Consider the following 18,560-nt stretch of genomic DNA (forward strand, 5'->3'; position numbering starts at 1 on the left):
GTAATGAATTTTTTATTGCTTGTAGAATAGCAAACACAGTACCAATTTAAAATATTTGCTTTATGTACCGTTATATTAAAAAAAAGCAATATGACGATAAACTTAGCGGGCAAACTAAGTTTATCCAAATACAATGCCCTGTTACACTATAACCCTTGTTTTTAGTGATTGTTGAGTTTACACATGGACGCCTCAGCCTCGTCTTTTAATACCCGTATTTTATTGCCTTTACTAGCCAGTATAGTGGCGATTACGCCATTGGCGATAGATATGTACTTACCTGCCATGCTGGTAATTGCAAACGATTTACACACTAATATGCCCAATGTACAAATATCGTTGAGTATTTACTTAGCAGGCTATTCATTAGGGATGCTATTTTTTGGCCCCATTGCCGATCAAATTGGCCGCCGTAAGCTTGCACGTATCGGCTTAACCTTATTTGGTGCAAGCTCACTTGCACTGGCATTTACCACCGAAATCCATGCTTTTTGGACTCTTAGAGCAGTGCAAGCATTTACGGGAGCGGCAGCAACGGTAGTAGTACCGGGTATTATTCGCCATATTTATCAGCAAAATACAGCTAAAGGAATGTCATATGTATCGATGATTATGATGGTAGCGCCGTTAGTTGCCCCCTCTGTTGGTTCGTTTATTTTAGGATTTTCTGTTTGGTCAACCATATTCTTGGTGCTTGCTGGATATAGCTTTTTAATATTGGCATTTGTGCAAGTGTATCTAATTGATATTCCTATTCACAAAAACGAAAAAAAGGGTCTCGCTCTGTTTTTTGACAGCTATAAAACAGTACTCAGTAATAAAGATGCACGTGCCGACATACTCAGTTCTATGTTTGTATCGTTTGGATTTTTTTGCTTTTTAACATCAGTACCTTTTATATATTTAGATTTATATGAAGTGTCAGAACAGTTATTTGGTGTGTTATTTGCTTTTAACGTAATGGCGCTGATGTTTGGTAACTTTTTAAATACGCGAATTGTACCAAGGCTGGGCTCTCGAAAAATGCTCTATATTGGGCTTGTATGTGGGTTTGTATCGGGGCTTGCGCTATTAACATTTAGCTTATTGCATTTATCACTTTATTATATTGTGGCTGCTATTGCGCCATTAATGATGAGTTTAGGCGTCACAGCAAGTAATGCTGACTCGTTAATTTTAATGAAGTTTGAAAAAAACACAGGCACGGCAACGGCCGTAATTGGTACACTTCGTTTTGGCAGTGGCGCATTAGTTGGCCCACTACTCGCTATTATGCATGCAAAAAGCGCAGTGCCGTTTTCAAGTTTAATGTTTAGCGCCGTGTTACTCACTATGCTCGTACAGTTAATTCACTATAAAAAAGACAAAAAAAATGCCTCAATATGAGGCATTTTTTAAAACTAATAATTCAATTAAGCATCAGCAGCTTTAGAAACCATAACCATTGCAGGGCGTAATAAACGACCATTCAATGTGTAACCTTTTTGCATAACAGCAAGTACTGTATTAGGTGTTACATCGTTACTTGGTTGAATTGACATTGCTTGATGAAAATCTGGATTAAACTGCTCACCTTGTGGGTTTACAATTTCAACACCAAATTTAGAAACAGCGTCATTAAAGCTCTTAACCGTCATATCGATACCTTCAAGCAACGGCTTTAAAGTCTCATTTTCTTTATCAGAAAATTCAATAGCACGTTCAAGGTTATCAATTACAGGTAGTAATTCGTTAGCAAATTTTTCTAGTGCAAATTTATGCGCTTTTTCTACATCTTGTGCTGCACGACGACGAATATTATCTACGTCTGCTGCTGCGCGAACAACACCATCTTTTTGATCAGCAATAGTTTGCTTAGCGGCCTCAAGCTCTGCATATAACATCGCAATTTCTGCTTCAGGGCTTTGCTCTTGTTCTGCATGTTGATCAGCGGCTTCTACTGCTGCTTCTACATCAGCCTGCATTTTAGAAATTTCTTCGTTTAATTCTACTTCTTGCTCAGGGTTTTGTGTCTGCTCAGACATAAAATACGTGCTCCAATTCTTTTCAACTGCGGTAATTATGGGGATTGAATAAAAAGATTCAAGAGTTAGATGTCTCAATTAATTTAAATTCTTGGATTATTTCTTCAATTTGCGCTGATTTAGGGCAAATTATACAAAAGCGGCTTTGGTATTCTTGATTTTGAAAGTACGGGACACTTATTACAATCAATTCATCGCACTCAGTAAAAGGTAATTTTTCGCTATTAAGTACCGATAACCCATTTTTAAAAGCGAGCTTATCTTCTACATAATTTAAAAATGAGACACCAATATTTAAGCTTTGTTCACAATCAATTTGTTTGTAAAGGTAATTTTCACCAACAACAATACTGTTATCTGAGCCTAATTTTTGGCTTAGTTGTCGCGTCCATTGATTAAGCGAATCGTGACAATTTCGAGGCGCGGTATTAGCCATAGCTTGCATACGGTATAAACCTTCCATCAAGGTTTGTTGACTAAAGACGGTGTTTAACCACGTTGCAAACTGATAACGAACAGAGTCTGACGAATCATGAGGCTTATCAATACAAATATTATGGCTCTGCCCTGCTCTGTCTATTAATAAAATAAGCCAGTCGGTAGAATCAAAATCAAGTACCTCTACTCTAAATACTTGCTGCGAGCTGGCTTGTGGCAAACCCACACAACAACACACCTGATATTTTTGGCTCAAACCATGAGCAAGTTCAACGAGTTGTGATTGCTCTGGTTGCCAATAATTAGCAATATCAGCGAGTGGAAAGAACTCGTCAAACCAATAATCAAACCCCTCATTTGTAGGCACACGGCCTGCAGATGTATGAGGTGAATACAATAAGCCCACTTTTTCTAAGCGAGCCATCGCATTACGTACCGTAGCCGAACACACAGCCATGCCTTTAAGCTTAGCAATTTTTGTTGATGGGACGGGTAACCCCTCACCATTACAGTACATGTTCATAACAGCTGAAAAAATTTGCTGATCTCGTGGATTTAATTTCATGTTATCTACATCTTGTTGCATGTCTGATATATCGGGGCATTTACAGTTATTTCAAGTCACATAGTATGCTGGTAGCTAATAAAACTAAATTAATTACCTAGGTAAGTTAATCATACCAATTTAAGCTAAGATCTGTATTTTCAAACACTTCTCTTTTGGGTTACTCTACAAACATTCAAACTTATAGTGTACACATTATGGATTCTCCTTTTAAAACCATTGGCCTTATTGGTAAACCAAACCACCCTGGTGCAGCCGCAACACTACAACGTCTGCATACATTTTTACTTGCACTTGGTTTTGAGGTTATCGTAGAAAAACGCACTGGTGGCCAGTTAGTTGATGTACCCACAGATAAACTAGTTAAGTTAGTCGACTTAGGGGAACTGGCTGATTTGGCTATTGTCGTTGGAGGTGACGGTAACATGTTGGGCGCAGCACGTGTTTTAGCTCGTTTCAACGTAGCAGTAATCGGTGTTAACAGGGGGAACCTTGGGTTCTTAACTGATCTTAACCCTGAAGGTTTTGAACCAAGTTTAGAACAAGTTTTAAGTGGTGATTTTATTGAAGAAAATCGCTTTTTACTTGAAGTAGAGGTATACCGCCACAACGAATTAAAAAGCGCTAATTCTGCGGTCAATGAAGCCGTGCTTCATGCCGATAAAGTTGCACATATGATTGAGTTTGAAGCCTTTATTAATAAAGATTTTGTATTTTCACAGCGCTCGGATGGCTTAATTGTATCAACACCAACAGGCTCAACGGCGTATTCACTTTCAGGTGGCGGACCTATTTTGACACCGGAGCTTAATGCTATTTCGTTAGTACCTATGTTCCCACATACATTATCGAGCAGACCATTAGTCGTTGATGCTGATAACGAAGTACGCTTAAAGCTAAGCCTAGAAAATACAGATAGCCTACAGGTAAGTTGCGACAGCCATGTTGTGCTTGCTGTTTTACCTGGCGATGAGGTTGTCATTAAGAAAGCAGATAAAAAACTGCGTTTAATTCATCCAAAAAATTATTCTTACTACAACGTTTTACGTACTAAATTAAATTGGGGTAGTCGTTTATACTAATTTTATTGCCAAGTGTAAGACTTTAGAGCAAAATATCGCAAAATAAAAAATAATATTATTAGGAACTATAGCAAATGACGTATGTTGTATTTTTTTCACTTTTGTTATTAATTACGCTACTAGGTAGCTATTTAATAGTTGAAAATAATCGTCGTATAGCAAGCGAAACCAAGAAGAGAATTTTTAATGATCGAGTTTCAAAAATTAGTACGCGTTTGAAAAGCAAACTAAATGAATTGTTGGATGTTAAGGTAATACGCCCGAAACACGTTCCTAGAGTCCAGGCAATTGTTAGTAATTTTTTCGTAGTACAAGCACATAATGATGACAATTTACAAAAATTAGAAGATGTAACTGATTTACTCGTCAGCACTTTATCTAACGAATTAAATAAAACTTATCAAACTAATTCGGCTAAAAGTTTAATTGATAACTTACAGCACTTTATAGCTGAGCTACCTCATCAAGGTATTTTATATAACAAAGCTTTTTATGACACTGAACTACCTTCGTTAATATTTACTATCCAAACAGAAGACATCCATCAACACATTGATAAAAAAGAAGAAGTTGAATTTTTGCAACAAAAAACTAATGACTCTCCTATTAACGAAGAGGCAAGTGTTGCTTAAATACTAAAAAATTAATTTGCAAAAAACCAAAACACTGTATAAATTAACAGTTAATTGACTGGATGGATAAACAGTATGTTAATTGGTTTAGAAGTTAAAAATTTTGCAATAGTAAGTAATTTAAGTACCGAATGGCAAAACGGTATGACCGCCATCACCGGTGAAACAGGTGCAGGTAAGTCTATAGCCATTGATGCGCTTTCACTGTGTTTAGGTGAGCGAGCAGAAGCCTCAGCGGTCCGCCCTAACACTGACAAGGCAGAAGTATGTGCACAATTTGATTTAAGTGCACTTCCACTAGCTAACGCTTTTTTAGAACGACACATGTTAGCAAATGCCGATAACGAGTGCTTATTACGTAGGGTGGTATGTAAAAATGGCCGCAGTAAAAGTTATATTAATGGTAGTGCGGTAACCGCCGCACAGCTAAAAGAACTTGGTCAATATTTAATTTCTATTCATGGGCAACATGCCCATCAGTATCTTTTGAAAGCTGAGCATCAATTACAATTACTTGATGCCTATGCCGGTCACAATGATTTAGTTAACGGCGTGAGCCAAAACTATAAGCTGTTCGCTAACTTACAAAAAGAATTTAAGCACCTAGAGCAGCAACAATTACAGCAAGCGGCTCAAAAACAACTTTTAGAATATCAAGTTGCAGAACTAGATGAATTTGCTTTGCAAGAAAATGAATTTGAACAAATAGAGGCTGAGCATTATAAACTCAGTAATAGCCAAACCATTTTAGAAGCCTGCCAACGAGAGCTACAGCACCTTTACGAAAGCGATGAACAAAATGCGTGCTCGTTGTTACAACATAGTGCTCAGCAATTTACCGAACTGGCTCAATATGACGAAGGTTTAGTAAGCGTAGCTGCTATGCTTAGCGAAGCCGCTGTACAAGTTGAAGAAGCGAGTCGCGAAGTGCGTGATTACACTGAACAAGCAGATTTAGACCCAGCTCGCTTAGTTGAAGTAGAAAATAGACTAAGTGGTGCAATGGACTTAGCTCGCAAACACCATATAAAACCACAAGCCCTAGTTGAGTTTCATCAATCTATTTCACAGGAACTGGAGTCAATTAGTACTAATAGTGCTCGATTAGAACAACTAGAATCCGAAATAGAAAATGCGCGAGTGACATACCAACAGGCAAGCGATCAGTTAAGCAAAAGTCGTAAAGAGTACGCAAATACACTAAACACTTTGATCAGTGAGAGTATGGCTAACCTGTCAATGGAAAATGGTGTATTTGAAATAGCATTAACTCAAGAAGTTGAGCGTGCACCCAACAGTTTAGGGTACGACAATGTATCATTTTTAGTTTCAACTAACCCAGGACAGCCACTACAACCGCTTGCTAAAGTAGCATCTGGGGGGGAGCTTTCGCGTATTAGCTTAGCAATTCAAGTGATTATTGCACAAAAAGTAACAACCCCAACACTTATTTTTGATGAAGTTGACGTAGGTATATCAGGCCCTACTGCATCGGCAGTTGGAAAACTATTACGTCAGTTAGGTAAATCAACTCAAGTAATTTGTGTAACGCATTTACCGCAAGTCGCTAGCAGTGCGCATCAACAATTCTTTGTAGCTAAAGAAATTGCTCAAGGTGAAACATTTACTCATATGCTGCCTTTAAATAAAGATGGACGAGTTAATGAAATAGCTCGCCTATTAGCTGGAGACAACGTAAGTAAGACGGCTAAAGCTAACGCAAAAGAACTGATAATGGCACATGCCTAGTGCTATTTAGCTACCGATTTCTAACAAATCAACATGTATCAAATTGCTAAGAGATAAATATAATGCAAAATAGTGTCATTTATATGTGTATAGGTTTTAGTTGGCTTTTAATAATAGTATGTGTGCTCTTAATGCTTTTAAGTCGATTTAAACATACTCAATTTAAACAACGTTTATTACGCTTTGTAAATATAGTTTTAGTGTTTCAATTGTCATTCGCCGGTTTATATTTAGCTGTTGAGTTTGACAGAGATTCACAATACTTAAAAGGGAGTTACACGATACTTATTGCGCTCCAAATTACCTGTAATTTCTTTTGCTACATGAGTGTAAAACGAAGAAAGGCCAAAACGAAACCTTCTCTTGACTCCTTCTCTATGGATTAGCAAATATAGATGGTTACTAAGCTGAGCAAGTTCTATTTTTACCTTGCTCTTTGGCTTTGTAGAGTTGCTGATCAGCATGTTTAATATCAAGATCAATTGATCTGTTTTCTTCACTTTGAACAACACCAATACTAATTGTTAAGTTTACAGTATTAGTACGTAAACTTACCGCTGCTTTTTTAAGTGAATCATGGATTTTATCTGCTACATTTACCCCTTCTGCAACACTTACATTAGGTACTGCTATTAAGAACTCCTCTCCCCCCCAACGAGAAGCAACAGCATTTTGTGGAATATTTTTCTTAAAAATCTTAGCTAAATGAATAAGTGCCTCATCGCCAAAGTTATGTCCATATTTATCATTAATTTTTTTGAAGTTATCAACATCAGCTAGTAGCAATACAAAAGGTATGCCTTTGTAAGCATGTTCCTTTTTGAATTCACTTAACTTATTCATTGCATGACGACGGTTAGGAAGCTCAGTTAATGGATCGATTGTTGCTAATCGTTCATTTCTTTGACTTAAAGCTATTATTTTATTGCTGTACTTCTCTCTTGATTGTTCATAAAAGCCTGTGAGTAAAGCGACAATAATAAACGAAAATACAATTCTATAAGGAAATTGTGCTGGTTTATATTCATAAATATTAAACATATCTGCGCAATAAAAGCCTAACATTATCGCTAGCAAAAATATGAATATATCAAATGTCCCTCGCTTTAATCCTCGAATAGAATATGTTACTGGTGATACAATAAATATCCAAATTGGACCTGTACCTTCAGCGCCGCCAGTAACAACTAAGTAAAGCATCAATCCATAAAGATTATATAAAATCGCATTTGCAGACTTTTCTACCTCTTTGTAAATATTAAATGCCCAAATATAGATAAGTGTCGAACCGACAAGTGTCACAAAAAGAAAATATTCGCTATTAGTAAATGCAATACACGACATCAAAAATGTGGATATAAAGCCTATTGATGAGAAAAACCTTACTATTAATTCTCTTTCTGTTTTATCGAAGTATTTGTGCATAATTTATCAGTTTTCTTTTCGTAAATGACGCCAACCCAGAACGCAAAGTAAGCAAATAGTAAATAAGCCGCGTATTTTGTATTTATTTAGTTAATTAATCAATACTTAATACCATACTAAAATACGGAAAAAGTAGAATTAGATTCTTTCTCCCTACCTTCACGGTTAAGTATTCTCTAATATTAGACCTAATTGCCTACATTATTTATATAAAGAATAAATAATTAGGGCGTGTTGACCTTTCGTGATTAATTTTTCAGCCGTATGTTTGGTATTTAGGCAAATGTAGTGTGATTATTCCCCATAAATTTGGATGACGTAGCATAAATGCCAAATATGCGCTGCCCTTTGGATTCTTTCTAAGGACGATTAAGTCTTTGTTACCTACATAGGTTTAGGTAAGGTGCATTAGCAGGACGCGGAAGATTTGCTCAATTTTTTTATTCTTAAATGAATATAAGCCAGTTGGCTAACGCAGGAGCAGTTACCAACAATCCCACTAGGTTACAAACCCCGCTCCGCGATTAAATCGCCCCTAGATTGAACAAACTTTAATCCTGAAAGATCAACATACCCTAGTTGTTCTAAATAAAAAATCCTTAACGACGTTACAGTGCAATTTAATTCGTTAAACTTCTCAAAGATTTATGCAGGTTGGTCTAGGCATCATTACGTATAAAAAAAGCAAGCTCGAAAGCTTGCTTTAACGTATATTTAAAGTAACCAAAAAATAGTTATACTTTAAGGTAGTCCATAATACCTTCTGCGGCATTACGTCCTTCAAAAATAGCAGTTACCACTAAATCTGAACCACGTACAATGTCGCCACCAGCAAATATTTTAGGGTTAGTAGTTTGATGTGTAAACTCACCTTGTTCTGGTGCGTTAATACCGCCCCAGTTGTTTATTTCTACATCGTATTTTTCTAACCAATCCATTTTGTGAGGCTGGAAACCAAACGCCATAATAACTTGGTCTGCTTCAATAACATGTTCTGAACCAGGTACTTCTTCAGCACGGCTTCTGCCTTTTGCGTCAGGTTCGCCTAATTTAGTTTTAACCATTTTAACGCCGGTTACTTTACCTTTATCGTTCAATACAATGCCTTTAGGCTGAACGTTATACGTAAATATAACGCCTTCTTCTTTCGCATTTTTAACTTCACGTTTAGAGCCTGGCATATTTTCTTTGTCACGGCGATAAGCACACGTTACTTTTGCAGCATTTTGACGAATAGACGTACGCACACAGTCCATAGCTGTATCACCACCGCCGAGTACAACTACTTTTTGATTAGCCATATCAATACACGGTTGTTTTGTCTCGTCGTAGCCCATTACACGGTTCGTGTTACCAATCAAAAACGGGAGTGCATCGTGAACACCCGGTGCATCTTCATTTTCAAGACCTGCACGCATACTCTGATACGTACCAACCCCTAAAAACACAGCGTCGTAATCAGCTAAAATTTGATCAAGTGTAATATCAACACCTACCTCAACATTTAACTTAAATTCTACGCCCATTTCAGTGAAAATTTCACGGCGCTTTTGCATTACTGATTTTTCAAGTTTAAAAGAAGGAATACCAAATGTGAGTAGTCCACCTATTTCTGGGTGACGATCAAACACCACTGGCTTAACGCCATTTCGTACTAAAATATCAGCACATCCTAAACCTGCAGGGCCAGCACCAATAATGGCTACTTTTTTGTCGGTCCATGTTACATAAGACATATCAGGCTTCCAGCCCATTTTAAATGCCTCATCAGTAATGTACTTTTCAATATTACCAATTGTAACCGCACCAAACTCTTCATCGAGCGTACACGAGCCCTCACACAAGCGGTCTTGTGGACAAACGCGGCCACACACTTCTGGTAAACTATTGGTACGATGAGAAAGCTCAGCCGCCTCTATAATACGGCCCGTGCGTATTAACTTTAACCATTGTGGAATGTAGTTATGTACAGGGCATTTCCACTCACAGTATGGGTTACCACAATCTAAACAACGGTCAGCTTGTGAGTTAACCTGATTCTCTGAAAAGGGTTCGTAAATTTCTACGAAAGATTTTTTACGTGACGAGATTGGTTTTTTGCGTGGGTCTACACGCTGCACGTCTATAAATTGATATACATTTTCGCTCATACTGCCCCCTTATTGCGCCTGAACACGTAGTTCGGCACTACTGCGAGCGCGATGCCCGAGTAAACTTTTTACGTCGCTTGATTTTGGTTTTACTAATTTGAACATCGGTAAGTACAATTCAAAGTTAGCTAGAATACTTTCTGCTCTGCATGAACCCGTAAGCTCTAAATGCTCAGCAATTAAGCCGCGTAAATGTTCTTGATGCGATGCTAATTCTTCAAGTGTAACCACTTCTACTAGTTCGGGATTAATGCGCTTTTCAAAATCATTTCGCTCATCTAAAATATAAGCGAAACCACCTGTCATACCAGCACCAAAGTTAACGCCTACGTTGCCCAGTACACATACAACGCCGCCAGTCATGTATTCACAACCGTTATCACCTACGCCTTCAACAACGGCTTGTACACCTGAGTTACGAACTGCAAAACGCTCTCCGGCACATCCAGCTGCAAACAATTTACCGCCTGTCGCACCATATAAGCATGTGTTGCCTGCAATTGTAGCTTTATGACTTTCGAACGACGAGCCAAGTGGTGGACGAATAACTAGCTTGCCACCAGCCATGCCCTTCCCTACGTAATCGTTAGCATCGCCAACCAATGTCATTTCAAGGCCACCTGCATTCCACACGCCAAATGATTGACCCGCAGTACCGTGTAGTTCAATTACGACTGGGTCCGCAGCCATACCTTGGTTGCCATATTTATCAGCAATATAGCCAGAAAGCATTGCACCAACCGATCTGTCTGTATTACAAATACGACTAACAAGCGAGATACCGCTTGACGTATCAATTGCCTCTTGCGCTTTAGCTAATAAACTTTCGTTTAACTTACCTAGGTAATGCGAACTATTAGGCGCACTACAATAAAGTGTTTCACCAGTTGGGTTATTAGGCTGAGCAACTACAGAAGATAAATCAATTTTCCTCTGTTTTGCTGTTTTACCTTCAATGGCTTCAAGCAAATCTAAACGACCAATTAAGTCAGTTAAGTTTACAACACCCAAGCTTGCCATAATTTCACGGGCTTCTTGCGCTATAAACTTAAAGTAGTTCATCGCCATTTCTGGTAGGCCGTGATAATGCTTTTGGCGAAGTGTTTCGTCTTGTGTTGCAACACCGGTCGCACAGTTATTTAAGTGGCAAATACGCAAGTATTTACAACCAAGGGCAACCATTGGGCCAGTACCAAAGCCAAAGCTTTCAGCACCTAGAATTGCTGCTTTAATAATATCTAAACCTGTTTTTAAGCCACCATCTGTTTGCAGGCGAATGCGATGACGAAGGCCATTTTCAACAAGTGCTTGCTGTGTTTCAGCAAGGCCAAGCTCCCATGGGCTACCGGCATATTTAACTGAAGTAAGTGGGCTTGCACCTGTACCGCCATCATAGCCAGAAATAGTAATTAAATCGGCATAGGCTTTAGCAACACCTGTCGCAATGGTTCCTACGCCTGGTTCTGAAACCAGTTTTACAGAAATAAGTGCTTTAGGGTTTACTTGTTTTAAATCAAAAATTAGCTGTGCTAAATCTTCAATTGAGTAAATATCGTGATGTGGTGGTGGCGAAATTAACGTAACACCTGGCACCGAATAACGAAGTTTAGCAATATATGGGGTTACTTTTTCACCCGGTAATTGCCCGCCTTCACCTGGTTTTGCACCTTGCGCTACTTTAATTTGAATAACATCAGCACTGCGTAAGTAATGCGGCGTTACGCCAAATCGACCTGAAGCGACTTGCTTAATACGTGAATTTTTTTCGGTACCGTAACGCAGCTTATCTTCGCCGCCTTCACCCGAGTTTGAACACCCACCCAAGCGGTTCATCGCAATTGCTAGCGCCTCATGCGCTTCTGGCGATAAAGCACCAATACTCATTGCGGCCGAATCAAATCGTTTATAAAGATTTTCTGCAGGCTCGACATCATCAATGCTAATGCCGGTTTCAGGCAATTTAAGCGAAAGCATGTCACGTAGCGTAGCAATCGGACGATTATTAACGAGTTTTGCATACTCACTGTAATCGGTGTATTCACCAGAACGAACTGCTTTTTGTAGGGTTTGGATTACATCCGGATTATAAGCATGATATTCGCCACCATGAACATACTTAAACAAACCGCCGTGGCTTAATAATTTACGTTTACTTAAAGCAAGTTTATGTAGGCTCTGTTGATCGTCATCAAAATCGGTAAAACAGGCACCCTGTATGCGACTTGCCACTCCTTTAAAACACATTTGTACAATAGCATCAGATAAACCAACCGCTTCAAACAACATTGAGCAACGATATGACGCAACCGTACTTATGCCCATTTTAGACATAATTTTATATAAGCCCTTGTTAATGGCTTTACGATAAGCAAGCGTTACTTCGCAATACGACTTATCAATAATTTTATTGTCGCTCATTGCAACTAACGATTCATACGCAAGGTATGGATAAATGGCAGTTGCACCAAAACCTAATAAAACTGCAAATTGGTGTGCATCGCGCACACTACCGGTTTCAATAATAATATTCGATTCACAACGAAGATTATTATCAACAAGACGATTTTGCACCGCGCCCACAGCCATAGCTGCTGGAATAGGTAAATTCGTTTCATCAAAGTTGCGGTCTGTTAGAACAAGCATAATACAGCCCGATGCTGCTTTTTTCTGCGCAATATCACAAATTCGCGATACTGCTTTTTCCAATCCTTCTTCAACTGTATACGTAATATCAATTTTACAGTAGCTGTAATGTGCTTCATCAGCATTTAATAATTGCTGCATGTCTGCGTACATTAAAATTGGCGTATCAAACTGTAGGCGCTTAGCGTGGCCTGTTGTTTCGTTAAATACATTTTGCTCACTACCAATACATGTCGCAAGTGACATTACATGATTTTCACGCAGTGGATCGATAGGTGGGTTTGTTACTTGCGCAAATTTTTGGCGGAAGTAATCATAAAGTGAACGATGCCCTTCACTAAGCACAGCAAATGGCGTGTCATCACCCATTGAGCCTGTTGCTTCTTGGCCGTTTTCACCCATTACACGAATAACGCTATCAAGCTCTTCGTTGGTATAACCAAACATTTTTTGATATTTAGCTAGCGTTTCATTATCAAAAGAACGATTACCGGCATCTTGCTCAGTAAGTTCTTCAAATGGAACTAAACGTTTAACATTTTCTTCAAGCCATGACTTGTATGGATGGCGAGATTTTAAATCTTGATCGATTTCATCCGAATGCCAAATTTTGCCAAGCTTAGTATCAATAACTAATAATTCACCTGGACCAACACGACCTTTTTCAACCACTTCATCAGCAGTGTAATCCCAAATACCCACCTCTGATGCAAGCGTAATAAAGCCATCTTGTGTAATTACATAACGCGCAGGGCGAAGTCCATTACGGTCAAGGTTACACGCCGCAAAACGACCATCCGACATTACAATACCTGCCGGACCATCCCATGGTTCCATATGCATAGAGTTAAAGTCGTAAAATGCACGTAGATCATCGTCCATTGCACGGTTTTTTTGCCATGCAGGTGGAACGAGCATGCGCATCGCACGGAATAAATCCATGCCGCCAGCTAAAAACAGTTCAAGCATATTATCTAAGCTTGATGAATCAGAACCAGTTTCGTTTACAAACGGTGCCGCTGTTTGTAAATCAGGAATAAGTGGTGACGCAAACTTATAAGAACGCGCACGTGCCCATTGGCGGTTACCTTCAATGGTATTAATTTCACCATTGTGTGCTAAATAACGAAAAGGTTGAGCAAGAGGCCAACGCGGTTGAGTATTAGTAGAAAATCGTTGATGAAAAACACAAATCGCACTGGTCATACGAATATCAGCTAAATCTAGGTAAAAGTTAGGTAAATCTGCAGGCATCATAAGGCCTTTATAGATAGTAACTAATCCAGATAAGCTTGCAATATAAAAAGCTTCATCATCAACAATACGCTTTTCAGCACGACGACGCGCTACATATAAGCGTCGCTCTAAATCTTTAGAACGCCAACCTTCTGGCGCACTAACAAAAATTTGTTCAAACCCAGGTAATTGTTGTACTGCTATAGGACCTAACATTGATGGGTCGGTTGGCACTACGCGCCAACCTAAAATATTTAGCGTTTCTTTTTCTAATTCTTCGCTAAGTATTTGTTTTGCAGCTTGTGCTAAAACAGGATCTGAATTTAAAAAAATCATACCTACGGCATAATTTTTACCTAAGTGCCAATTGTTCTCAGCCGCAATAGCACGAAAAAAGCTATCTGGTTTTTGTAATAATAAACCACAGCCATCACCTGTTTTACCATCGGCAGATATACCGCCACGATGCTGCATGCGATCAAGCCCCGTAATAGCAGTACGAATAAGCCTATGACTAGCTTGACCATTAACTTGGGCTATTAAGCCAAAGCCACAATTTTCTTTTTCTAATTTTGAGTCGTATAACATAGACCCCTCCCCTTGCTGCACTGTTAGCGTGGATGAACTGCTCGACGATTTGCTAACAGACGGACAAAACTAGCCTCTATCGTAAATAGAGTCAATAGCATTTTGAATACATATTCACATTCTTGAATATTTCTCACTTCATAGCAAGATTTCTTTTTCATCATTATTTTTAACATTTAGTCGTATATTAGGCGTTATTTTTTCATGACACTGGTGTCAAGTTTAACATTTTGTAAAAACAACCAAGTAAAAAGCTACAGCTTACGTAAACGTAAAGCCCTCATTCAGTGAATAAATATTCAACATACACCGATAAAGTTAGTTAACATTTAGATAGTTTTGTGCTATTTCCGTAATTTTGAGGCTTAACCTCTCTTCTTTTTACTGGTCATTAGTATAGTTATTAATATTTGTGGCATTTTTAATCTCTTAATAGTGAATTTTTATTTACTAATGCGTCCACTGCGGACACTTTTATGTCCGCGGACATATAAAAACACATAAAATAAAATTTAATTACCTAATTACAGTGAGTTACGCTTTGGCATGCTAATAGTATAGAGCTATACACATTCGTTAAGTGGAATAATTATGTTTATGCTTAGTTTATTTTTGATATCTCCTATTGTCGCTATTTGCACCGCAGTTTTTTTTCTACTGTGTGAAAAATATATAAAAGCCGTGTAGGAGAGCCTAATGATTAAAGATACCAGCGCACAAGACGTACAAGTAAAGGCACCTATGAACTATAAAAAATACGCGGTCATCACTGCGGTTATTTTCATTGTAGCCTCGACAATTGCTTATATTTTTTTAACGAGTCATAGCGCTAAAAGCTCTATTAGCCGCTCAAAAGTACAGGTTGCCAAAGTACACGTTAAAGCGCTCATTCGAGACATTGCCGCCAGTGGTAAAATTGTTGCTGCTAATGCTCCTAAAATCTACAGCCCAGAACGTGGTTTTATAGATTTAAAAGTAAAGGCTGGCGATACAGTAAAGCAAGGGGACACACTTGCTCTGCTGCAAAGCCCTGAGTTAACTAACGAATTAAAGCAACAGGAGTCTGTACTTAAACGACTACAAGGCGAGCAGCAAAGGCAGCATTTGCAAGCAAGACGCCAAACACTCACTTTAAATAAAACACTTGATATGGCACAAGTTGAGCTTAACGCCGCTGAGCGCGAAAATCGCCGGGCGCAGTTATCAATTCAAAAGCACTTAATTAGCCAAATTGATCTTGAAAAAGCAGTTGATGATTTATCACGTGCAAGACTCACCTATAAGCATGCACAACAAGAGGTATTGCTAGCCAAAGACACGCTCGCCTTTGAGCTACAAGCAGCTAAAAGTGATGTGACCCGCCAGCAACTTATTGTTGATGATTTAATCAGAAAAGTAAGCAACCTATCTATTAAAGCTACCGTTACTGGGATCGTGGGTAACCTATTAGTGCAACAAAAAGCCGCAGTGACGCAAAGCCAACCTCTTATGACACTCGTCGACTTAAGTAATTTCGAAGCAGAGCTCCAAGTACCTGAAAGTTACGCAAACGAATTAGGACTCGGTATGGAAGTAGAGCTTAAGTTAGGCAATGAAACAGTGATAGGGAATTTATCCGCCATATCACCAGAAGTTAATAACCGTGAAGTAACAGCACGCGTCCGATTTAAAGGCGTTACTAACAACATTCGTCAGAACCAACGCTTAACTGCACGTATTTTACTCGACAACCGAGAAGGTGTAATGCAAGTAAAGCGCGGTGCATTTATGCAGCAAGGCGGAATTGTTGCTTATAAGGTAGAAGGCAATATTGCAAAACGCATACCTATTACTATAGGCGCCACAAGCATTAACGCGGTTGAACTTTTAAGCGGTGTTAAAGAAAACGATGAAATTATTATTTCAAGCTACAGCGACTTTAAACAAGCCGACACGATTTTATTAAATTAAACAGACGTTCTCAACCAACGCTAAAAATAATTAGGAACACCCATGTTACAAATGAACAATGTAAGTAAAGTATACCAAACAGAAATGGTACAAACCCATGCACTTCGAGACTTTAACCTGCAAGTAAACGAAGGCGAATTTATTGCTGTTACCGGTCCTAGCGGCTCAGGAAAAACAACCTTTTTAAATATTGCAGGTATGCTCGAGCCTTTTAGCGAAGGTGAGTACCTGTTGGATGGTGTTAATGTTGGCAGCTTAAACGACAACCAACGTGCTGATTTACGTAATCAAAAAATTGGCTTTATATTCCAAGGCTTTAATTTAATCCCTGATTTAAATTTATATGAGAACATAGAAGTTCCTCTTCGCTATAGAGGGATTAAAGCAAATGAGCGAAAACGTCGAATTGAGCAATGCCTTGAACAAGTTGGTTTAGCATCTCGCGCTAAACACTTACCTCAACAACTCTCTGGTGGCCAGCAACAACGTGTTGCAATAGCCCGTGCGCTTGCTGGTGAACCTCGTTTTTTACTAGCCGATGAGCCAACAGGTAACCTTGACAGCTTAATGGCTCGCCAAGTTATGGAGTTACTTGAACAAATCAATCGCGACGGTGCCACTATTGTAATGGTAACGCATGATAGCGAATTAGCCCGCCGTGCTCCGCGTAATATTCAAGTAGTTGATGGGCAGCTTGCCGACTTTACGCTTTATCAGGGCGCGCAAACTATAAAAACAGCATCGGGGGTTTAACTAATGTTTATTCATTATTTAGATTTAAGTTGGCGCAGCTTCAAGCGCACCCCACTGGTTAGCTTTTTAATGGTACTTGCCATTGCGATAGGTATAGGCATAACAATGACCAGCCTTAGTGTTTATCATATGATGTCGGCCGATCCTATCCCAGAAAAAAGCAGCCAACTTTACAGTGTGCAATTACAAACAATGGACGATGGTAGTACGTGGTGGACAGAAGATAACATGCCACTGCAACTGACCTATCAAGATGCTGAGAACTTATTAAACGCGCCCACGTCAGAGAAAAAAGTGGCTATGATGCGTACCGGCTTTTCAGTTTATTTAGATTCAGATAAAATAAAACCCTTTATTGGCAGTGCACGGATGACAACGCCTGACTTTTTTAACATGTTTGATTTGTCATTTTTGTACGGTGGGGCTTGGAGCAAAGAGCAAGAAAACTCAGCTGCACCTGTGGTTGTTATTACCCAAGAGATAAACGATAAACTATTTGCAGGAAAAAACTCTGTCGGAGAACTGATTTACTTAGATGATGCAAGCTACCAAGTAGCTGGTGTTATTAACCATTGGCCTCTCAATATTAAATATTATGATTTAAATAACGGTGCATTTAATCAAGTAGAAGAGTTATTTATGCCCTTTAGCTTAATAAAGGCAAAAGAGCTCGTAAGTTGGGGCAATAGCAATGGATGGAAGCACGAAAACACACCAACCTTTGCAGATAAACTGCAATCTGAGCAAGTATGGATCCAGTTTTGGGCAGAGCTAAATACGCTTGAACAAAAACAAGCCTATCAAAATTACTTATTAGCCTATATGCAGGAACAACAAAAACGTGGGCGATTTAATCGTAAAGAACTTGAGTATAAACTTCGCGATGTAAACCAATGGATGCAATACAATAACGTCGTCACCGAAGACAATAAAATTTTAGTGGGCCTGAGCTTTATGTTTTTAGGTGTCTGCTTAGCCAATATTTTAGGTTTACTTTTAGCCAAGTTTTTACGCAGAGCGCCAGAAGTAGGTGTAAGACGCGCATTAGGTGCGAGTAAAAGGCAAATATTTTTACAGCACTTAGTTGAGGTCGCCATGCTTGGCTTTATAGGTGGCATGCTAGGAATTGTACTAGCACAACTTGGCTTAATGGGCGTAGGGCAAAGCTACGACTACTATGAAAATTTAGCGACAATGGATTTAACCATGCTATTGAGCGCCCCATTGATTGCAATTACAACCTGCATTTTGGCTGGTTTGTACCCAGCTTGGTTAGTGTGTAAAACCAATCCTGCTATTTATCTTAAGAGCCAATAAGGAATTTA

The 18,560-nt window shown here is 38.9% G+C and carries 12 protein-coding genes; 7 read left to right on the forward strand and 5 right to left on the reverse strand.

What is annotated here, in order from left to right; translation table 11 throughout:
• Window positions 1-183: 183 nt before the first annotated feature.
• Window positions 184-1,386 carry a Bcr/CflA family efflux MFS transporter gene (locus DO88_RS17940; protein WP_004335389.1) on the forward strand — a complete coding sequence of 401 codons (1,203 nt, stop codon included), beginning with the start codon at window positions 184-186 and terminating at the stop codon, window positions 1,384-1,386.
• Window positions 1,387-1,412: 26 nt separating this feature from the next.
• Here the strand turns inward: DO88_RS17940 and grpE are convergent, their stop codons facing one another.
• Both grpE and DO88_RS17930 read right to left on the reverse strand, forming a co-directional pair.
• Window positions 1,413-2,024, reverse strand: a complete 612-nt coding sequence (grpE, locus tag DO88_RS17935) for a nucleotide exchange factor GrpE (RefSeq protein WP_007375833.1) — start codon at window positions 2,022-2,024, stop codon at window positions 1,413-1,415.
• Window positions 2,025-2,082: 58 nt separating this feature from the next.
• A complete protein-coding gene (locus DO88_RS17930; protein WP_007375834.1) occupies window positions 2,083-3,048 on the reverse strand; it encodes a hypothetical protein in 966 nt (321 codons plus the stop codon).
• A gap of 176 nt (window positions 3,049-3,224) precedes the next feature.
• On the opposite strand from DO88_RS17930, the gene nadK reads away from it, so the two are divergent.
• The 3 genes from nadK (at window position 3,225) to recN (ending at window position 6,490) form a co-directional block, all read left to right on the forward strand.
• Entirely contained in the window at window positions 3,225-4,109 is an 885-nt protein-coding gene (gene nadK, locus DO88_RS17925) for an NAD(+) kinase (RefSeq protein WP_007375835.1), read from the forward strand.
• 74 nt (window positions 4,110-4,183) lie between these two features.
• On the forward strand, window positions 4,184-4,741 hold the full coding sequence (locus tag DO88_RS17920) for a hypothetical protein (protein WP_008134729.1): 558 nt from the start codon (window positions 4,184-4,186) through the stop codon (window positions 4,739-4,741).
• A gap of 75 nt (window positions 4,742-4,816) precedes the next feature.
• Complete coding sequence (gene recN, locus DO88_RS17915; protein ID WP_033037732.1) at window positions 4,817-6,490, forward strand: DNA repair protein RecN; 1,674 nt, start codon at window positions 4,817-4,819, stop codon at window positions 6,488-6,490.
• Between the two features lie 402 nt (window positions 6,491-6,892).
• Here the strand turns inward: recN and DO88_RS17910 are convergent, their stop codons facing one another.
• The 3 genes from DO88_RS17910 to gltB all read right to left on the reverse strand — a co-directional run bounded on the left by DO88_RS17910 (window position 6,893) and on the right by gltB (window position 14,532).
• Window positions 6,893-7,915, reverse strand: a complete 1,023-nt coding sequence (locus tag DO88_RS17910; RefSeq protein ID WP_232224759.1) for a GGDEF domain-containing protein — start codon at window positions 7,913-7,915, stop codon at window positions 6,893-6,895.
• Window positions 7,916-8,649: 734 nt separating this feature from the next.
• Window positions 8,650-10,065, reverse strand: coding sequence for an FAD-dependent oxidoreductase (locus tag DO88_RS17905; RefSeq protein WP_007375839.1), 1,416 nt, complete (start codon window positions 10,063-10,065; stop codon window positions 8,650-8,652).
• Window positions 10,066-10,074: 9 nt separating this feature from the next.
• Window positions 10,075-14,532 (reverse strand): glutamate synthase large subunit, encoded by a 4,458-nt coding sequence (gene gltB, locus DO88_RS17900; RefSeq protein WP_033037733.1) that lies wholly within the window; start codon window positions 14,530-14,532, stop codon window positions 10,075-10,077.
• Between the two features lie 696 nt (window positions 14,533-15,228).
• Between gltB and DO88_RS17895 the strand changes: the two genes are divergently transcribed.
• From DO88_RS17895 to DO88_RS17885, 3 genes are read left to right on the forward strand one after another with little or no spacing between them, the layout of a single operon-like run.
• Entirely contained in the window at window positions 15,229-16,482 is a 1,254-nt protein-coding gene (locus DO88_RS17895) for an efflux RND transporter periplasmic adaptor subunit (RefSeq protein ID WP_033037734.1), read from the forward strand.
• Between the two features lie 42 nt (window positions 16,483-16,524).
• Window positions 16,525-17,235, forward strand: a complete 711-nt coding sequence (locus DO88_RS17890) for an ABC transporter ATP-binding protein (protein WP_033037735.1) — start codon at window positions 16,525-16,527, stop codon at window positions 17,233-17,235.
• A 3-nt stretch (window positions 17,236-17,238) separates the two neighbouring features.
• Entirely contained in the window at window positions 17,239-18,552 is a 1,314-nt protein-coding gene (locus tag DO88_RS17885; RefSeq protein ID WP_033037736.1) for an ABC transporter permease, read from the forward strand.
• Window positions 18,553-18,560 lie beyond the last annotated feature (8 nt).

Source organism: Pseudoalteromonas sp. S3431, assembly GCF_000690035.1.
Taxonomy (GTDB): Bacteria; Pseudomonadota; Gammaproteobacteria; order Enterobacterales; family Alteromonadaceae; genus Pseudoalteromonas; species Pseudoalteromonas fuliginea.